General features: G+C 39.4%; 19 protein-coding genes. 15 read left to right on the forward strand and 4 right to left on the reverse strand.

What is annotated here, in order from left to right; translation table 11 throughout:
• Window positions 1–84: 84 nt before the first annotated feature.
• The 8 genes from ACFPA1_RS01445 (at window position 85) to ACFPA1_RS01480 (ending at window position 7,067) form a co-directional block, all read left to right on the forward strand.
• Window positions 85–1,776: a glycerol-3-phosphate dehydrogenase/oxidase gene (locus ACFPA1_RS01445; protein WP_213140915.1), complete on the forward strand. Its 1,692-nt coding sequence runs from the start codon at window positions 85–87 to the stop codon at window positions 1,774–1,776.
• Between the two features lie 304 nt (window positions 1,777–2,080).
• Window positions 2,081–2,347 carry a phosphocarrier protein HPr gene (locus tag ACFPA1_RS01450; RefSeq protein ID WP_213116509.1) on the forward strand — a complete coding sequence of 89 codons (267 nt, stop codon included), beginning with the start codon at window positions 2,081–2,083 and terminating at the stop codon, window positions 2,345–2,347.
• On the forward strand, window positions 2,347–4,059 hold the full coding sequence (ptsP, locus tag ACFPA1_RS01455; RefSeq protein ID WP_378580964.1) for a phosphoenolpyruvate--protein phosphotransferase: 1,713 nt from the start codon (window positions 2,347–2,349) through the stop codon (window positions 4,057–4,059). Before ACFPA1_RS01450 ends, ptsP begins: the two co-directional genes overlap by 1 nt.
• Window positions 4,060–4,286: 227 nt before the next feature.
• Window positions 4,287–4,433, forward strand: a complete 147-nt coding sequence (locus ACFPA1_RS01460) for a hypothetical protein (RefSeq protein ID WP_378580966.1) — start codon at window positions 4,287–4,289, stop codon at window positions 4,431–4,433.
• A 192-nt stretch (window positions 4,434–4,625) separates the two neighbouring features.
• Window positions 4,626–5,261 carry an FMN-dependent NADH-azoreductase gene (locus ACFPA1_RS01465; RefSeq protein WP_213140912.1) on the forward strand — a complete coding sequence of 212 codons (636 nt, stop codon included), beginning with the start codon at window positions 4,626–4,628 and terminating at the stop codon, window positions 5,259–5,261.
• A gap of 108 nt (window positions 5,262–5,369) precedes the next feature.
• Window positions 5,370–5,840, forward strand: a complete 471-nt coding sequence (locus ACFPA1_RS01470) for a hypothetical protein (RefSeq protein WP_378580968.1) — start codon at window positions 5,370–5,372, stop codon at window positions 5,838–5,840.
• Window positions 5,841–5,930: 90 nt separating this feature from the next.
• Entirely contained in the window at window positions 5,931–6,809 is an 879-nt protein-coding gene (locus ACFPA1_RS01475) for an NAD(P)-dependent oxidoreductase (protein WP_213140910.1), read from the forward strand.
• Window positions 6,810–6,890: 81 nt separating this feature from the next.
• Window positions 6,891–7,067 (forward strand): hypothetical protein, encoded by a 177-nt coding sequence (locus ACFPA1_RS01480; protein ID WP_213116503.1) that lies wholly within the window; start codon window positions 6,891–6,893, stop codon window positions 7,065–7,067.
• A gap of 36 nt (window positions 7,068–7,103) precedes the next feature.
• On the opposite strand, the gene ACFPA1_RS01485 is transcribed toward ACFPA1_RS01480, so the two are convergent.
• Together ACFPA1_RS01485 and ACFPA1_RS01490 are read right to left on the reverse strand one after the other, a co-directional pair.
• The gene (locus ACFPA1_RS01485) at window positions 7,104–8,252 is read right to left on the reverse strand and encodes an aminotransferase A (RefSeq protein ID WP_213140909.1); all 1,149 of its coding nucleotides are present in this window, start codon (window positions 8,250–8,252) and stop codon (window positions 7,104–7,106) included.
• 126 nt (window positions 8,253–8,378) lie between these two features.
• Window positions 8,379–8,858, reverse strand: coding sequence for a YkyB family protein (locus ACFPA1_RS01490; protein ID WP_378580971.1), 480 nt, complete (start codon window positions 8,856–8,858; stop codon window positions 8,379–8,381).
• Window positions 8,859–9,067: 209 nt separating this feature from the next.
• Between ACFPA1_RS01490 and ACFPA1_RS01495 the strand changes: the two genes are divergently transcribed.
• Entirely contained in the window at window positions 9,068–11,170 is a 2,103-nt protein-coding gene (locus ACFPA1_RS01495) for an EAL domain-containing protein (RefSeq protein WP_378580973.1), read from the forward strand.
• Here the strand turns inward: ACFPA1_RS01495 and ACFPA1_RS01500 are convergent.
• A complete protein-coding gene (locus tag ACFPA1_RS01500; RefSeq protein ID WP_378580975.1) occupies window positions 11,159–12,025 on the reverse strand; it encodes a metallophosphoesterase in 867 nt (288 codons plus the stop codon). The two genes, ACFPA1_RS01495 and ACFPA1_RS01500, sit on opposite strands and share 12 nt — an antisense overlap.
• A gap of 806 nt (window positions 12,026–12,831) precedes the next feature.
• A complete protein-coding gene (locus ACFPA1_RS01505) occupies window positions 12,832–13,674 on the reverse strand; it encodes a C39 family peptidase (protein ID WP_213140905.1) in 843 nt (280 codons plus the stop codon).
• A 143-nt stretch (window positions 13,675–13,817) separates the two neighbouring features.
• On the opposite strand from ACFPA1_RS01505, the gene ACFPA1_RS01510 reads away from it, so the two are divergent.
• From ACFPA1_RS01510 to dapD, 6 genes are all read left to right on the forward strand, one after another.
• Window positions 13,818–15,029, forward strand: a complete 1,212-nt coding sequence (locus ACFPA1_RS01510) for an EAL-associated domain-containing protein (protein ID WP_213140904.1) — start codon at window positions 13,818–13,820, stop codon at window positions 15,027–15,029.
• A gap of 64 nt (window positions 15,030–15,093) precedes the next feature.
• Window positions 15,094–15,330 carry a type II secretion system protein gene (locus ACFPA1_RS01515; RefSeq protein ID WP_213116497.1) on the forward strand — a complete coding sequence of 79 codons (237 nt, stop codon included), beginning with the start codon at window positions 15,094–15,096 and terminating at the stop codon, window positions 15,328–15,330.
• Between the two features lie 225 nt (window positions 15,331–15,555).
• Window positions 15,556–15,792, forward strand: coding sequence for a YkuJ family protein (locus ACFPA1_RS01520; protein WP_213116496.1), 237 nt, complete (start codon window positions 15,556–15,558; stop codon window positions 15,790–15,792).
• A 111-nt stretch (window positions 15,793–15,903) separates the two neighbouring features.
• Window positions 15,904–16,347 carry a cyclic-di-AMP-binding protein CbpB gene (gene cbpB / locus ACFPA1_RS01525; RefSeq protein ID WP_213141314.1) on the forward strand — a complete coding sequence of 148 codons (444 nt, stop codon included), beginning with the start codon at window positions 15,904–15,906 and terminating at the stop codon, window positions 16,345–16,347.
• 45 nt (window positions 16,348–16,392) lie between these two features.
• Window positions 16,393–17,301 (forward strand): LysR family transcriptional regulator, encoded by a 909-nt coding sequence (locus tag ACFPA1_RS01530; protein ID WP_378581847.1) that lies wholly within the window; start codon window positions 16,393–16,395, stop codon window positions 17,299–17,301.
• Window positions 17,302–17,381: 80 nt separating this feature from the next.
• Window positions 17,382–18,092 carry a 2,3,4,5-tetrahydropyridine-2,6-dicarboxylate N-acetyltransferase gene (gene dapD, locus ACFPA1_RS01535; RefSeq protein WP_378580978.1) on the forward strand — a complete coding sequence of 237 codons (711 nt, stop codon included), beginning with the start codon at window positions 17,382–17,384 and terminating at the stop codon, window positions 18,090–18,092.
• The last annotated feature ends 46 nt before the right edge of the window (window positions 18,093–18,138 follow it).

Here is an 18,138-nt window from a genome sequence, read left to right on the forward strand (position 1 = left end):
TAGATAATGGCTTTTGTGGTCTCTTTTTATTTCCCCTTTAAAAAGTTTGCATATAATATAGCAATTACATTGGAGGAAATGACGATGAAATTTTCAAATTTAAATCGTATTGAAATTGCAACTAAACTAAAAAGTGAACGATTTGACATTTTAGTAATTGGCGGAGGCATTACAGGTGCCGGAATCGCACTAGACGCGGCAACTAGAGGGATGAGTACCGCCTTGGTTGAAATGCAGGATTTTGCGGCAGGAACCTCCAGCAGATCAACGAAGCTAGTCCATGGCGGGCTGCGTTATTTAAAACAATTTGAAGTGAAGATGGTGGCTGAAGTTGGAAAGGAAAGGGCCATTGTGTATGAAAATGGACCTCATGTTACGACGCCTGAATGGATGCTCTTGCCCATGCATACAGGCGGTACCTTCGGCCCGTTCAGCACTTCGATTGGACTTCGGGTATATGATTTTTTGGCAGGGGTGAAAAAATCTGAACGCCGCAGCATGTTATCAGCTGAACAAACGCTTGCTAAGGAGCCGCTGGTGAAAAAGGATGGTTTAAAAGGCGGGGGCTATTATGTTGAATATCGTACTGATGATGCTAGACTGACGATTGAAGTAATGAAGGCCGCAGTTGAAAATGGAGCAATTGCCTGCAACTATACAAAGGTAACCAAGCTTATTTATGAAAATGGAAAGGTTGTCGGAGTAATTGTTGAGGATCAGATAACTGGTGACAAATACGAAATCAGGGCTAAAAAAATTGTAAATGCTGCCGGTCCCTGGGTTGATCATATCCGTGAAATGGACAAATCTAAAAAAGGAAAAACACTTCAGCTTTCAAAAGGGGTTCATGTAGTTATCGACCAATCCAGGTTCCCATTACAGCAAGCAATATATTTTGATACACCAGACGGCCGAATGGTTTTCGCAATTCCGAGAGATGGGAAGGCTTATGTTGGTACGACCGATACTTTTTATAAGGAAGATGCAGTACATCCACAAATGACAAAATCAGACCGGGCCTATATCATTAATGCAATTAATTATATGTTTCCGAACGTAAAGATTACGGAACAGGATATTGAATCCAGCTGGGCTGGTGTACGGCCGCTAATCTATGAGGAAGGAAAGGATCCTTCTGAAATTTCCCGAAAGGATGAAATCTGGGAGTCTAAGTCTGGTTTGATTACGATTGCCGGCGGCAAATTAACGGGGTATCGGAAAATGGCGGATACAGTTGTTGATTTGCTAGTTGATAAATTTCAATTAGAAGAAGGGAGAACTCTTCCTTCATGCCAAACAAGAAACATGCCGATATCAGGAGGGAATGTAGGAGGTTCCGCCAATTTTAATTCCTATGTTTCAAAACAAATTCAGAACGGGACAGAGCTAGGGCTGTCCAGCAAAGAAGCTGAAAAATTAGCGAGAATGTACGGTTCAAATATTGACATAGTCTTTAACCTATTAAGAAAGAATAAAGATGACGCAGTAAAATACAAACTGCCTTTGGATTTATTTGCAAAACTGATTTATGCAATTGAGCATGAAATGATTGCTACGCCAATCGACTTCTTAAATCGCCGTACTGGTGCAATATTATTTGATATACAAACAGTTCGGAAATATAAAAAACAAGTAATAAATTATTTGTCTGACAAATTTGGCTGGAGTGACAAGGATAAGGCAAAATACTCTTTAGCGGTTGAAGAGGCTTTAGTGTCTGCGGTCATACCGGTCGATGAACCGAGCGATTTTCCCCAAGCAGTGAGCGAGAATTAAATAATTTTAAAAAAAAGCCGTCCGTTTGGACGGTTTTTAATGTTTTTGACGTTTTTGTGAACGTAGACATAAAATATTTGAATGAATTTAAAGAAAATGCTATTCTACCATTTGTACCATTATTATATAACCTTGATAGATAAATAATCATTACATGTTTGGATAACTTTCAGGGGAAAATAAATTTAAATTCTTTACTTTATTTCTTTAATGTCTTATTTGACTAAAGAAGGTATTTTGGCTATTTTATGAAAGTGAGCATTAATTTTTATTTATCTACATAAAAAAAGGAGTTTGATTGAAGATGGCAGAAAAACAATTTACAGTAACAGCAGATACAGGAATTCATGCTAGACCAGCAACACTTTTAGTCCAAACAGCTAGCAGATTTGATTCAGAAATCAATCTTGAACATAAAGGCAAAACAGTTAACTTAAAGTCGATTATGGGCGTTATGTCCCTCGGCATTGGCAAGGGAGCCGAAATCAAAATTACAGCAGAAGGCAGCGATGCAAACGACGCATTAAACAGCCTAGAAGAAACATTGAGAAAAGAAGGATTGGCTGAATAATGACTTTTTTAAATGGGATTGCTGCATCAAATGGTATCGCCATTGCTAAAGCATACCGCCTGGTTGAACCAGATTTATCTTTTGAACAGAAAAAAATTGAAGATGCTTCATCTGAAGTAGCACGTTTTCGTGATGCCATGGCAAAAGCGAAGTCTGAACTTGAAATCATTCGCGACCGAGCAAAGGTTGACCTTGGCCCTGATAAGGCAGCCATTTTTGAAGCGCATCTCCTTGTTTTAAGTGATCCGGAATTAAATAATCCGATTGAAGATAAGATCGGGTCCGAGAACGTAAATGCAGAAGCAGCCCTTAAAGAAACTGCGGATATGTTTGTAATGATGTTCGAACAAATGGATAATGAATACATGAAGGAGCGTGCTGCGGATATCCGCGACGTGACTAAGCGTGTATTAGCTCATTTGTTAGGCGTGCAGCTGCCAAATCCAAGCATGATTGCGGAAGAAGTCATTATTGTTTCAGAAGATCTGACCCCTTCGGACACAGCACAATTAAACCGACAATTTGTAAAAGGGTTTACAACAAATATTGGCGGACGGACATCCCACTCAGCTATTATGGCGCGCTCACTGGAAATTCCAGCTGTGGTTGGAACTAAGACAGCTACCGAAGAAATTCAAAATGGCGATTTGGTCATTGTCGATGGGCTAAAGGGTGAAGTACATATTAACCCAACCCCTGAACTCGTAGAGCAGTACAAGAAAGTTCATGAAGACTTCGAAACGCAAAAAGCTGAATGGGCCAAGCTTGTCAACGAGCCTACTGTTTCCGCTGATGGGCATCACGTTGAACTGGCTGCGAACATCGGTACTCCAAAAGATTTAAAAGGAGTCAAAGAAAATGGCGGCGAGGGAGTTGGCCTCTATCGGACTGAATTCCTTTATATGGGCCGAGATCAGCTGCCAACAGAGGAAGAACAGTTCGAGGCATATAAGGCAGTCCTAGAAGGCATGGAAGGAAAGCCAGTTGTAGTTCGGACATTGGACATAGGCGGCGACAAAGAACTTCCATACTTGGAATTACCTAAAGAGATGAATCCATTCTTAGGCTTCCGAGCGATTCGTTTATGTCTGGAAGAGCAAGGGATTTTTCGGACACAGCTTAAGGCATTATTACGCGCAAGTGTATACGGAAACTTGAAAATTATGTTTCCGATGATTGCCACTCTAGATGAATTCAGGGCAGCAAAAGCCATTCTTGAAGAGGAAAAGCAAAAATTAATCTCAGGCGAGCAAAAAGTTGCTGAAAAAATTGAACTTGGTATCATGGTTGAAATTCCATCGACTGCGGTTCTAGCTGATCAATTCGCCAAAGAAGTAGATTTCTTCAGTATTGGTACTAATGATTTGATTCAATATACAATGGCAGCCGACCGCATGAATCAGCGTGTCTCCTATCTATACCAGCCATATAGCCCATCAATTTTACGATTAGTAAAAATGGTCATCGATGCTGCTCACGCAGAAGGTAAATGGACAGGTATGTGCGGAGAAATGGCTGGTGATGAAACGGCAATTCCAATCCTGCTTGGTCTTGGACTAGATGAATTCTCGATGAGTGCTACGTCAATTCTTAAGGCACGCTCATTAATAAAAAATCTTAAGAAGTCTGACATGGAAGGACTTGCCCAGCAAGTCTTAAACATGCAAACAACAGATCAAGTAATAGAAGCAGTAAACGCTGCTATAAAATAATAAAACATGTATATTTTTAAAAGGACTAGCTGGAAAATCAGCTAGTCTTTTTTTACTGTTTTTATTTTCAATTTATTATGTTCTTTCAAATTATTTTCAGTTATAATAATAGTCATAAAGACCTGAATTACATGACTATAGTAAGATGAAATTCCGGCAGGTATACTAAGTAATAAGAACTAAAATTGGGCATCTTAAATGTAAATCATTGTAGGGGTGGATTAATTATGGAGCAAAAACCAGTACATTATGATGGCAGTTTTCATCTTGATCAAGCAGAAAATGAAGCTGTTGTGAAGGAACCTTTTTTAATGACCGATGAAATGAGAAAGAATATAGGTGAAAATCCTTATTCGATGGAAGTTAATGAATAAAAGTTACTAGTGGATTTGTCAAATACGGCAAATCCATTTTTTTATCCAAAGCAGAATATTTGATACATACAGGGTTTTTATTTTAAAGTTTTCTTGAATTAAAATCATTCTAATCCGAGATATATTTTTTGGTTAAATCAGATGAAATTGATTCACACTAAAGATATCAAATCAACAAGAAAGGTGAATAACATGGCACAGGTTTTATACATTACAGCACACCCTCATGATGAGACACAATCATACAGTATGGCAGTAGGAAAAGAATTTATCGATACGTACAAACAGGTTAATCCTAATGATGAAGTAATTCATCTGGATTTGTATACTGAGCATATCCCGCAAATTGATGTGGATGTGTTCAGCGGATGGGGAAAGCTTCGTTCCGGGCAATCCTTTGATGAGTTATCAGCAGACGAAAAAGCAAAGGTTAGCCGCTTGAATGAGTTAAGCGAACAATTTATTGCTGCGGATAAATATGTTTTTGTTACCCCTTTATGGAATTTCTCATTTCCTCCAGTAATGAAAGCATATCTTGATTCGGTTGCGGTTGCAGGAAAAACATTTAAATATACAGAGCAAGGTCCAATTGGTCTGTTAACTGATAAAAAAGCTTTGCATATCCAAGCTAGAGGCGGTTTTTATTCCTCAGGTCCTGCTGCAGAAATGGAAATGGGGCACCGTTATATTAGCGTCCTGATGAGTTTCTTCGGTGTACCATCGTTCGAAGGTCTGTTTGTGGAAGGCCATAATGCCATGCCTGACAAGGCTCAGGAAATCAAAGAAAAAGCAATTGCGCGCGCACAGGATTTAGCTCATACATTCTAATACCTAAGTGTGGTAGGGGCAGTTTTCTGCCTCTATTTTTATTTCTATCCTTTATGTTTAACACCAAAAAATTTTGGCGATGGTGGAAGGTATAAAGGAGTGGTCAAAATGAATAAAAACATTAAGATTATGTTAGGCCTCTATATCATTTTCGGGTCTGTTTTATTAAGCGGATGTGGAATACTGCCTTCTAATGAATTAATTGCAAACCGTTATGCGGATGCTCTGTTAACAAAAAATAACGAAATCCAATTTCGCTTTCGAATAAACAATGAAATTTTGGAGGGACACCAATTATATAAGGTGAAAGTAACCATCCACGATGACCGCTTGGCAGCTGCCATCGGCAGGCGGGAAATTGTCTATGGTGAGGAGCAGGTTCTTAACGGAGAATATATAGACGTTAAGGGGAAAAAGGAGAAATATATTTTTATGGACCCGATTCCGCTGCAAAAGGATTTGCATATCCAAGAGCTTCAAAATATGATTGAACAGAATAACGCTGTCTCTATCGAAGTGTTCAATAACAAAAAGGTCTTTGGCAGAGCCTTTTTAACAAATTTTTCGTCTGAACTTTAAGACCGAAATAAAAAGTTTCGGTCTTTTTTATTACGATAATATTGGCGGAAAATGCTAAAATAAAAGCAATAGACGAGAGGAGAGATTTTTTTGTTAACACCAGATAATACAGTAATCGGTTTTATTGGAATCGGTGTGATGGGTAAAAGTATGGCAGGTCATCTGCTCGCTGCCGGATTCCCTGTAATGGTTTATTCAAGAACAAAAGACAAAGCTGCAGGATTAATTGAAAAAGGAGCTTTATGGGCGGAAACCCCGAGGGCCGTTGCTGAAAAGGCAAACGTGGTCATTACGATGGTAGGGTACCCAAACGATGTTGAGGAGGTCTATTTGGGTGAAAACGGATTAATTCCAAATGGAATTCCGGGCAGCTATTATATTGATATGACGACTTCTTCACCTTCTCTGGCTGAAAAAATATACAATGAGGCTAAAAAAAGAGACATCCATGCGATTGATGCTCCTGTTTCCGGCGGTGATATCGGTGCTAGGGATGCAAAGCTCTCCATTATGATTGGCGGAGACTACGATGCCTTTGAAGCCGTTCACCCGCTATTAAAATTGTTGGGAACCAATATTGTTTACCAAGGACAGGCAGGAGCAGGACAGCATACCAAGATGTGCAACCAAATTGCGATTGCTTCTAATATGATAGGTGTCTGTGAAGCCATTATTTATGCAGAAAAGGCAGGACTTGATCCTGAAACTGTTTTAAAAAGTATCACAGCAGGTGCTGCTGGAAGCTGGTCATTGAGCAATCTGGCGCCGAGAATGTTAAAAGGGGACTTTGAGCCTGGATTTTACATAAAGCATTTTATTAAGGATATGAAAATAGCCTTGGATGAGGCTGAACGTATGGATATGGAAGTGCCAGGATTGGCTTTGGCAAAATCCATGTATGATAAACTGGCTTCGCTGGGTGAAGAAAACAGCGGTACTCAAGCTTTATATAAGTACTGGAAAAAGTAGCGGACCGGCCACAAACTGCCAGGCATAAATTCCTCCTGTCTTCATGAAACTATTCGAGAAACCTAAATAGGAGGAATGTTTATGGCAAAGCGAACAAAGAAAAACGACCCGCAGCAAAAAAACAAAAAAGGTTTTGATTCTGCAGTATTAAATGAAGAATTTGCCCACGAAATGGGCTCTGCCGATACGAATAAAATTCATCATGATAAGGCAAAAAAGGTAAAAGCTGCGAAAAATAACGGAAAATATAAGGGATGAATCCCTAAAAAAGTAAAAGAGGCTGATTGGCCTCTTTTACTTTTTTAAGAACTGTTCGATTCGATTTAGTCCTTCTTCAAGCGTGCCCATTGAGCAGGCAAAGGATAAACGAAAATATCCTTCTCCGTATTCAGAAAAAGCACTGCCGGGTACTACTGCTACCTTTGCGTCATTCACGAGTTTAACCGCAAAATCAAAGCTATTCAAAGCAATCGTGCTTGGAATTTTTATAAAGAAGTAAAAGGCCCCGTCTGGCTTGACCACTTCAAAACCCATTGTCTCAAGGCGCTGATAGACATAATCACGACGCTTTTCATATTCCTTTTTCATGGAAAGGGCATCATCAATCCCTGCTGTAAGCGCCTCATATGCTGCTTTTTGAGCAATGGAATTTGCACAGGAAACATTATATTGATGAACCTTTAAGATATGCTTGGCAATACTCTCGGGAGCAAACAAAAAGCCGATTCGCCAGCCCGTCATTGAATGGGACTTGGATAATCCGTTAATGACGATTGTTTGTTCTTTAAGAAAGCTTGCGATCGAATAGTGCGTCTGGTTATAGGAAAGCTCGCTGTATATTTCGTCGGCAAGAACGAAAATATCTTTATCCCTTAAATAATCCGCTATTTCCCGTAGCTCTCCTTCGTTTAGACTAACTCCGGTAGGATTTGATGGATAAGGGAGGACGATGCAGCGAGTCTTTTCTGTTATGTATGGTTTTATCATATCCAGCGTGAAGCGAAACTGATTTTCGCGAATATCGCTATAGACCGGCTGTGCCCCCATCATTCGAATCACTGGTTCGTAACCCGGGTAAATCGGTCCGGGTAAAATAACCTCGGTGCCTTCCGTTAAGATGGTCCTTAAAGCAATGTCAATTGCTTCACTAGCTCCCATTGTGACGATTACTTCCGATTCCGGCTGATAGTCCAAATGATACTTCTTCTTTACAAATTCACAAGCAGCCTTTCTTAATTCTATTGTGCCGGCGTTATGTGTATAAGAGGTAAAATTATCAGTAATTGCTTCGATACCCGCATTTTTTACATGCTCCGGTGTAGGAAAATCAGGCTGCCCGATTGTTAAGGAAATCACGTCCTCAACATGGGAAACCATATTGGAAAACCTTCGAATCCCTGAAATTTCAATATTTTTTACACGTTCATTAAGTAAATGCTCCAAAATTGTCCGTCCTTCCCGAGATAAAATTAATAAAAGTTATTTTGCTTAATTATAGAATATTTACAAAAGATGTTTCTACTATTTAGAACAAATGAAAAAGGCCGGAAAAGTCCGGCTTTTAAACCACTATGAATATCTTTCACCCAACTTTTTAAAGATCGGTTTTTGATAGGTCCGAGGCCTTTTTTTCGGGCTGCCTGGCGGAGGATCTAACTCGGTTATGCCTGTATAGGCCTGCAACAGGGCTTTTGCTGCATTAAGGGATAGTACTGCCTTTGGATTTCGGATATGTCCGTCCAATTTTCCTAAATGAGGAAGATCCATAAAGTCACTCTTAGTAGGCGGAATGTGAAATAGGTAATTTCCGCATTCTACTAAAACATCGGATTGCTGCTGACTATTTCTGGGATGTTCGGAAAAGTGAAGACCGACTTTTTTTGCTTTTCCTTCTTCAATCAATTTCTTTAATGATTCTTGTTTTAGTTTATACAAAAACTTGGGATTTGGCGCTGTCTTTGCATGCCGGTTCACGATAAAGACAGCTTGTGAGAGGTTTTCGATGGTTAGGTTTACTTTTTTATGGGGGGATTTCTGGTCGGGATTCAAAATCATATCTCCTTTCTTTTTTAGACAATTATATTATACCGTTTTTATTAGGAAAATAGAAATACAATAAGTAAAAGAGGAAAAACTTTCGTAGAATAGTCATTATTTTCTATAAATTACTTCCAATCAAATTATTTCGTTGTAAAATAAATTTAGAAATATGGTATAGGATAAGGAAAAAATTTTATTTTGTTCGTGAGGATGATGAAATGACCCAATTCAATCAATTTTTTATAAGTGAAATTGAATCCGGGAAAGCCGGGCCTAAAATACAGGAAATCATCTTCGATATTATTTTTCAATATATACAGGATATGGTATTTGTCGTCAAAGTGGAAGAAGGCCCAAGCTTTCGATACCTGTTTATCAATGAGGCGGGAATGAGAAAGGCAAACTTAAATGTGGAGGCGATAGGGAGGTCTTTTCAGGATGTTCTGCCAGAGGCTTCTGCCAAATCGCTTCAGCGAATGTATGAGAAACTATTAAAAAAAAGGGAAATCATTACTTTTGACGATGTGTTTTATGGAGATAACGGGAAAGAGGTTTACGGGGAATCCATCTTAACTCCAATCTATGATGAGGATAACGCCATCCGTTATATTGTTGCAGTTACAAGGGATATTACCGAATGGTCCCTTGAGAGAAAAAGAATCGCCGAAAGTGAGCAGCGTTATCGGTCTATAGTTGACCATAACTTGGATGCAATTATTATCATTAGCCCGGAAGGAAAAATAATCGAAGCAAACCCGGCTGCTGCTGTTTTGACGGGGTCATTGGAAAGGCATCTGTCAAATCGGTCGATTTATGATTTAATTGATGACCATGATTTGGAAAAGTTTAAAGGTCTTATCGAAGAGACGTGTTCCGGTTTTTCTCTTGAGTCACTGGATTGTAAAATTTTGAACAATAAAGAGAAACGGCTCATTGTGCATATAAAAACAGTACCAATTGTCGTATACGGGGAGATAAACGGGGTCTACATAATTTTAAGGGATTTGTCAGAGCAGGCAAAAAACATGGAAATGATAAAATTCATGGCATTTCATGATCAATTGACAGGATTATATAACCGCCGGGCCATGCTAGAACATTTAAATGAACGTATCCCGGCTGACCATCATCCGGCAGAAGAGTTCGCCTTAATCACAATTGACTTGGACAGATTTAAATATTTGAACGATACGCTTGGACATTTGGCTGGTGATGAAATTTTAAAGCAGGTTTCCAACCGGTTATTACAATTCCAGAATGAATGCTGTTTTATTTACCGGGTTGGCGGGGATGAGTTTACTATTCTATTGCTTAACACAAAACGCTCCGGGGCTAATTTTTTTGTAGGTAAGCTGCTTACTTCCTTTTCTCGATCCTTTTATTTTAATTCCCATGAGTATTTTATCTCTCCAAGCATTGGAATCAGCATGTACCCGAATGATGGGAAGGATGCAGAAATGTTAATTAAGAATGCAGATGAGGCGCTTTTTCGCGTTAAGGAGAGAGGCCGGGCCCATTACCAATTTTATCGATCAGATATGAATTCGTTATTTACCAATATTGTAACTCTGGAAACTCATCTAAGAAGAGCGATAGACAGGGGCGAGCTTACATTGTATTATCAGCCCCAAATAGATGTCCGGACCGGGAAAGCTGCATCTTTTGAGGCGCTTCTGCGCTGGAAGAATACAGAATTCGGCTGGATTTCCCCAGGGGTTTTTATTCCAATCGCTGAAGATACAGGCCTTATTGTTTCCATAGGGAATTGGGTAATAGAAAATGCCTGTAAACAGATTAAAAGCTGGAATGATAAAGGGATCATGGGTATACGGATTGCCATAAATATTTCACCGAAACAATTTCAACAGCCTAATTTGGTTTCTTTTATTCAATCGATGATTAATAAATATTCAATTCAGCCTACGTCATTAGAAATTGAAATTACTGAAGGCATTATGCGGGACATGAAGGAAACAATCCCCCTGCTAAGAAAGCTAAAAGACTTGGGGCTTTTAATTTCAGTTGATGATTTTGGAACAGAGTATTCATCGTTAAACTATTTGAAAAGGTTCCCGCTTGATTGTCTGAAAATCGACCAATCGTTCATCAAGGAGATATTAGACGACGATAAGGATGCGGCAATCACATCGACCATTATCCACCTTGGCAGAAGCCTTGGCCTTGAAGTGATTGCCGAGGGCGTTGAGAGGAAAGAACAGGCTGAATTTTTGATTCAGGCAGGCTGCCACAAAATTCAAGGCTTTTATTATTCAGAGCCTATCCCGCCAGCCTTGCTGGAAGATCGTTTTTTAACTTTTTAAAGTAAACACTGTAAGCTCTGGCTTGGCCATAAATCGGAAAGGCAGGCGTGTCGTTCCGATTCCCCTATTTACATAAAGATTTAGCTCATGGCCGCCGCGGACAATGTAATGACCTTCCTGATAAATCTTCGCAAAAGGCGGTATAACAAGAGCGCCGATAAACGGAAGTTTAACCTGACCGCCGTGACTGTGTCCGCTCAGCTGCCAGTCGATGGGGTATGAACTTGCCGTATCGGCCATATCTGGCGCGTGTGATAATAATATTTTAAAACAATTATTTGGCACATTTTTTATCGCTGTCGTTATATCAGGTCTGCCCAACATGCGGTCATCAATCCCAAGCAGGCTGATAAAACTGTTATCCTCTAAGGTAACTGAAACCGCTGAATTTAACAGGATAGTAAAACCCGCTGTGTTCATAATTTCCCGATATATTTCTGAGCCATAACCGCCATGATCATGGTTCCCATATATACAATACTTTCCTAATGGCGCATGCAATTTTTTTAGAATTGGCGCGAGCTGATTCGTTTCCAAATATTTATTTGGCTCGTCCATTAAATCGCCCGTAAAAACAATAATGTCCGGCTGGAGGTCGTTGATAGTATCAACTAAACCTGTAAACTTATCCAAGGTATATTGAAAACCAAGATGGGTGTCGCTGAATTGGACTATTTTTTTTCCAATAAAGCTGCTGGGAATTCGTTCATGGATGATTTCCAATTGTTTAATTTCAAGAAGAGATGGTTCAATTCGATTTGCATAATAATATCCCCCAGCCCCCATTCCGAGGACTGTTAGCAGGGAACCAAATGTTCTTTTAATAAACGTCCTCCGAGTTAAATTTTGAAACATTTTTATTACCAGCCTATTTTTTTTATTAGAGTCCCTTATGTATTTTCAGAAAAAATAAAGCTTATTGCAAGAATAAAGGCTCATGTTAGTGTTTATTCTGAAAAATCATAAAAGATACCAATAAAAAGCAGCCTGGACGACGCATTTTGTTTTGTGTAAATCTATTATGATTGTCTCTGCAACTAGGCCTGCTGATTTCCACTCCGGGCACTCGCTTTCCGCGGGGAGGTCCTGGAGCCTCCTCGGCGCTAAAAGCGCCTGCGGGGTCTCCAGTGACCTCTCTATCCCGCAGGAGTCGAGTGCCCTCCGCTCCAATCAACAGGGAGACAATTCACCTGTATAGCAACACACATTTTCCAGCCCTGCTAGGGTGTTACAATCTTTTTCATATTTTGGCAGGCTGCAGTAAGAATTCGTGAGGAAATAATTCATCAATTGAAACAAATTCACATCACTTTGGCTATTTACTTTTGGCTAAAACATTGAATTCACCACTTATTTTATATTTATTTTTATTGTAGTTGAAGGTCTTAATTGTAAAACACCTGTTGAATGGCGCGGAAGGCACGAAGACTCCTGCGGGAGTACGGGGCAGGGGAGACCCCGCAGGAGCGAAGCGACGAGGAGGCTCGCCGGCACGCCCGCGGAAAGCGAAGTGCCTGGAGTGCCATTCAACAGACTTGTTGAAAAGCCTAAAGATTAATAATATTGTAAAAAGCGGTGTATCACTAAAAAAAGAGCAAAAATAAAAGGCTATCGAAAGTTTTTCGATAGCCTGAGCAGCCGGGGTGGCTGCTTTTTGTCGTTTATTTGTAGCTGACGGCACGATTTTCTAGGGCATTCCATGAAGCGATAAATTGATCTTTGTTTACTTTGACTTGTTTTTTTCCTGAAAGTGGATCATTCAGATATACATGACCCTCGTCATAGCCGACGAGCAAGACGACGTGTAAATCAAGCGGTGTTTTTATAGATTCTTTTCCATGATTCCATGCTTCCCACCGATCTGGGAGCCGGTAATCACCTGTTGTCCAGATCACGACAGGAAACCCACTTGAAACATGTTCCAATATTTTTTCAAATGGCTGCTTGGTTAAATTAACGGCTCTCCCCGGCAACTTTTGATTTATTAAATCAATCATTGGCTGCTCAAAAGCAGCATACCCCGGTTGTTTGCCGGTCATATCACCAACAAATCCGTGATCGGGATTCCCCCAATGCAAGAAATCACCTTTTGGTGATTTGATGAGCGGATCGGGGTCTTTTTTTATCAGCCGGTACAACTCCATTTTGTTTGTTTGAATCCCGGCGTAGTTTAGCATCATTGCAAGGCTGGTCACTTCACATCCGTTTCTAAGCTCAGGGGTTTGCCTGATTATGATAACGTCCAATAAAGTGGAGTCCTTCTTTACAAAGGGCTTTGCTGTTTCCTTTTCTTGGCTTATATTTATGATCTGACTGTTTAAGTCATTTAAATTATAGGAGCGATTATCCTCTTTTGTAGAAGCAACGTTCTTGGGTTTTTCATCCTCAATGATCGGAGGCTCTTGCTTAATATTGTTTTGCTTAGAACTCACTTCGTAATTTTCATCAACATGGCTGCATCCAAGCAATGGAAGGATTAAAGCGAACAGACTTAGCTTTTTCACATCCTTACCTCCTCTTTTGAAGAGCTAAGAATATTGTTTGATTGTTTCTTTAGAGTTATAATGGTATCCTTTTGGCAAAGAACAGACGGTAATACCTGTGCGTATGGTATAATGAAATTAACAATTTTTTGGAGGTACTTTGGATGGATGCACTGGAAATACTCTCAAATCTAAATGATGTTTTTCCTTATTTCCAGCCGATTTTTAGTGCCGATGAACAGCGTGTAATCGCCTATGAAGTATTAGGAAGATATAAATCAGCAGAAAATGTTATAAGCTTAGGTCCGTTTTTTTGTGATGAACAAATTCCTGAAGAATATAAATTCGAAGTTGATTTGCTTTTAGTTCGAAAAGCGCTGGAAAAGGCAGAGGAGCTGGATGAAGATGTCAGCATATTCCTGAACCGGAATGCTGAGCTGCTTATGTATGGACATGGAGAACCATTTCTTCAGGAGCTTTTAGAATTCGAAAGCAAGGGTTTTAGGTTAAGTCGAATTGTTCTTGAAATTTCTGATCACAAATACTCAGGAGATTTAGACCAATTTGATAACCTTTTACAATATTATCGGACCTATGGAATTAAAATTGCCATTGCAAATCTTGGCAGTGAAAACCGTTTTTTCGAACGAATCGGGGAGCTTGAACCGGACATTTTAAAAATTAATTTAGAAGCTTTAAAATCAACCTCAACTGGTACCAATTTCAATGATGTTTTATTTTCCGTATCGGTCCTTGCTAGAAAAATTGGAGCAACGCTCTTGTTTGAAAATATTGAGATGAGCTACCAGCTGCAGTTTGCTTGGAAAAATGGCGGCCGTTATTATCAGGGTTTTTATTTGCACCCTCCAGCCGCGGAATTTATCAGCCGAGATTTCTTAAAACCCCGATTAAAGGAAAAATTCCATGACTTTATTGTATATGAAAAAAGAAAATTGGAAGCTGTTTATACAACTGCTGAATATTTTCAAGCAAAGGTTCAGGAAATTGTAACGAAAAACCGGAAGTCCGGTTTTGAAGAGCTCCTGCATGTCCTGGGAAAAGAAATGGATCATATCGTCTTTCGGTTATATATTTGTGATGAAGACGGCTTTCAAAAGTCGGCCAATCTTTTTAAGAAAGACGGAGGCTGGAGCATCCAGACTGAATATATCAATAAAAACTGGAGCTGGAGACCGTATTTTCTAGAGAACATCATCAAAATGCGGAATGAAAGAAAAGGCATATTGTCTGACCTATATAGTGATATTGAAACCGGCGAGCCGATTCGAACCTTTTCGTTTCCAATCACTGGCAGTGAATATTTATTTATCGATATTTCATACCAATATTTGTTTGAACACGATCAATTGCTGTAGGAATAGAATGTGTCACGGAGTGGCAATTTAAAGATATAGTTTATCTTTAAAGGAGAAATGCTCAATGACTCTTTTTGAAATGACGGTTGCCATTCTTATTGTTGGTATTTTGGCTGTCTCCCTCATTTATACACTTGCCCTTGGCAGGCAGCAAAAAGCTGTGGAGGGTGAATTTGATACCCAGTTAGACAAAGGAATTCAAAAAAATGTATATGTCAAAAACCCTATTTTTTTATCCTACGGCATCTTCTTTGCATTGACTTTATTTATTATACTTTTTATCGCCATCAGATTTTTTTGAGAAGGTCTCAGTCAATGAGGGCCTTCTTTTTGCGTTTTGAAAATTTTTTAGCCAATTTTTTCATTTTTATTTGGACAAATAGAGGACGTTATTTTATTCTTTTAATATTGGCATGTTTAAAAGATGATTTTTTTATTGATGAAAATAATTCATTAGGATAGAAACATGTCAAATGCAAAACCTAATTTATAGAATTCTTGTTTGTGTTTGAAAGGAGATAAGCACATGTCACAGCTTCAAGGTATATTAACAAGATTAAAAAACCTTCAGGAACAATCCGCTAGCGGAGAGCCGGCGCAGCGTTATTTTGAGGTTAATGGGGAGAGGAAATGTCAAGTCACTTTCCATCCAAAAACAGAAACATTTGAGTTAGAGGTTTATTTTGAGAAGGAAAAACCAAAACGATATCAATTCGATAATATTGATATGATTACAATCGAAATTTTTGACTTGATTCAATAGGAGCCTGTATGGTTCCTTTTTTTTATCAAGGCAATCGCAATTTTTGGCATGAGGTCCGAAAACTATGATAGAATAGGTCTGTAGAAAAACAAACATGAGGAGTTTTCGGTGATGATTAATCTTCCCAGCGGGGAATTTCTAGAATTAATGATAAAAGACTTGATTATCCCGTCTGAGCGGGTCGCACATGTACAAATCGGAAATAGTGTGGAACATGCCTTATTGGTGTTAACGAAAAGCGGTTACACGGCTATTCCTGTTTTGGACCCATCCTACAAGCTTCATGGTTTAATCAGTACACCCATTATAATGGATTCCATTTTAGGTCTTGAAAGAATTGAATTTGAAAAGCTTGAACAAAGACGGGTAGAAGAAGTAATGAAAAAGTCTATGCCTAGAGTCACAATATCCACCCCATTTAACAAATGTTTAGATTTGCTCGTTACCCAACCATTTCTTTGTGTTGAGACGGAAGATGGTTTTTTTGAGGGGATTTTGCCAAGAAGTACGGTTTTAAATCAATTAAATTTGTTTATTAAGCGCGGTAATAGATAACTTACGAAAAGCAGGGCCCCCTTTTTTGGGGGCTATTTTTTGCAGGTGAAAAAGGAAAAAGGAGGGGAGAAAACAGTGTCATCATTGTCGGAATTCCAACTACTGTCTGTTTTGGCACAGGAAATGAATATGCGCAAAGCCTCGGAACGGCTGTTTGTTTCCCAGCCGGCCCTCTCACAGCGTCTGCAAACCATCGAGAAGGATTGGGGGACTAAGCTTTTTATCCGCTCACAAAAAGGATTAGCGCTGACCCCTGCCGGTGAACATGTGATAGCCTTTGTAAACGAGGTCCTGAAAAAAGAGGAAAAGGTGCGGGAAACAATTTACTCCCTGCAAGAGGGCGTATCGGGTACTTTAAAAATTGCTGTAGCCTCCATTGTCGGACAAAACTGGCTGCCGCAAGTTCTTAAGAAATTTATCGATAAATATCCCCAAGTAAAGCTTTCGCTAGTAACAGGCTGGAGCAGTGAGATTTTAAACTGTTTGTATGATGATCAGGTCCATGTTGGCATTATTCGCGGTACACCTGATTGGAAAGGGGTTAAGGTACACCTGTTTCATGATCCGCTGTATTTGGTGGATAGAGAAATCACCAATCCAGATCAAGTCCTTGATACAGACCGCCCGTTTATCCAATTTAAGAGTGACTCTAATTATTACCAAGAGATACAGGATTGGTGGATGCGGAACTTTAAAACAACGCCGAAAAGGACCGTTATCGTTGACCAAATTGAAACCTGCAAACAAATGGCATTTAACGGAATTGGCTATGCGATCCTGCCTGGAATTACCTTAACGAAGGCAGAAAAAGATATTTGCAAAATTCCCCTTGTGAATGAAAAAAATGAACCTTTAAGCCGTGATACGTGGCTTCTTGGATATGAGTCGGCTTTTCAATTAAAACAAGTACAAGCATTTGTAGAGTTGATTAAAGAATATGTTTCGGAATCTTAAATAAAGCATATGTTTTTCTTGTTTTCAGCGCTTTTGTTTGCTAAAGTATTTTTTAGTACAAGTATAGGGGGATTTAGAAGATGAAAATGATGGATGCGCATGAAATTATATCCTTTATCCAAAATAGCAAAAAATCAACACCAGTAAAGGTTTATGTAAAAGGCGAGCTTGAAGGCATTGACTTTGGTGCAAATGCAAAAGCATTCATTAATGGTAATACCGGGGTTGTCTTCGGTGAATGGTCTGAAATCAGCGCTGCTCTTGAGGCAAATCAGGCAAAAATTGAAGATTTTGTTGTTGAAAACGACCGTCGTAATTCAGCCATTCCTTTATTGGATATGAAGCATATTAATGCCCGGATTGAACCAGGTGCTTTTATTCGTGACCAAGTAGAGATTGGCGATAATGCGATTATCATGATGGGGGCCGTCATCAATATTGGGTCTGTAATTGGTGAAGGAACGATGATTGACATGAACGCAGTTCTTGGCGGCAGGGCTACAGTTGGTAAGAAGTGTCATATTGGTGCAGGTGCGGTATTGGCTGGAGTGGTTGAGCCGCCATCAGCAAAACCGGTTATTATTGAAGATGATGTTTTAATTGGCGCTAACGCCGTAGTTCTTGAAGGAGTAACAGTTGGAAAAGGCTCGGTTGTCGCTGCCGGAGCAATTGTTACCCAAGACGTTCCTCCAAATACAGTGGTTGCAGGAACGCCGGCAAGAAAAATTAAAGATATTGACGAGCAAACAAAATCCAAAACAGAGATTTTAGACGCACTTCGTCAATTATAATTAAGACAAAAAAGCGTGGAATTGTTCCACGCTTTCTGCATAGATT

It is taken from the genome of Neobacillus sp. GCM10023253, from assembly GCF_042653105.1.
In the GTDB taxonomy this organism is placed as follows: Bacteria; Bacillota; Bacilli; order Bacillales; family Cytobacillaceae; genus Neobacillus; species Neobacillus citreus.

Excerpts from the sequence above, each read along its gene's own strand:
- ACFPA1_RS01465 (WP_213140912.1), top strand. The coding sequence starts at position 4,626 with ATGGCACAGGTTTTATACATTACAGCACACCCTCATGATGAGACACAA.
- ptsP (WP_378580964.1), top strand. The coding sequence starts at position 2,347 with ATGACTTTTTTAAATGGGATTGCTGCATCAAATGGTATCGCCATTGCT.
- ACFPA1_RS01460 (WP_378580966.1), top strand. The coding sequence starts at position 4,287 with ATGGAGCAAAAACCAGTACATTATGATGGCAGTTTTCATCTTGATCAA.
- ACFPA1_RS01445 (WP_213140915.1), top strand. The coding sequence starts at position 85 with ATGAAATTTTCAAATTTAAATCGTATTGAAATTGCAACTAAACTAAAA.
- ACFPA1_RS01510 (WP_213140904.1), top strand. The coding sequence starts at position 13,818 with ATGGATGCACTGGAAATACTCTCAAATCTAAATGATGTTTTTCCTTAT.
- dapD (WP_378580978.1), top strand. The coding sequence starts at position 17,382 with ATGAAAATGATGGATGCGCATGAAATTATATCCTTTATCCAAAATAGC.
- ACFPA1_RS01450 (WP_213116509.1), top strand. The coding sequence starts at position 2,081 with ATGGCAGAAAAACAATTTACAGTAACAGCAGATACAGGAATTCATGCT.
- ACFPA1_RS01495 (WP_378580973.1), top strand. The coding sequence starts at position 9,068 with ATGACCCAATTCAATCAATTTTTTATAAGTGAAATTGAATCCGGGAAA.
- cbpB (WP_213141314.1), top strand. The coding sequence starts at position 15,904 with ATGATTAATCTTCCCAGCGGGGAATTTCTAGAATTAATGATAAAAGAC.
- ACFPA1_RS01480 (WP_213116503.1), top strand. The coding sequence starts at position 6,891 with ATGGCAAAGCGAACAAAGAAAAACGACCCGCAGCAAAAAAACAAAAAA.
- ACFPA1_RS01470 (WP_378580968.1), top strand. The coding sequence starts at position 5,370 with ATGAATAAAAACATTAAGATTATGTTAGGCCTCTATATCATTTTCGGG.
- ACFPA1_RS01520 (WP_213116496.1), top strand. The coding sequence starts at position 15,556 with ATGTCACAGCTTCAAGGTATATTAACAAGATTAAAAAACCTTCAGGAA.
- ACFPA1_RS01500 (WP_378580975.1), bottom strand. The coding sequence starts at position 12,025 with ATGTTTCAAAATTTAACTCGGAGGACGTTTATTAAAAGAACATTTGGT.
- ACFPA1_RS01515 (WP_213116497.1), top strand. The coding sequence starts at position 15,094 with ATGACTCTTTTTGAAATGACGGTTGCCATTCTTATTGTTGGTATTTTG.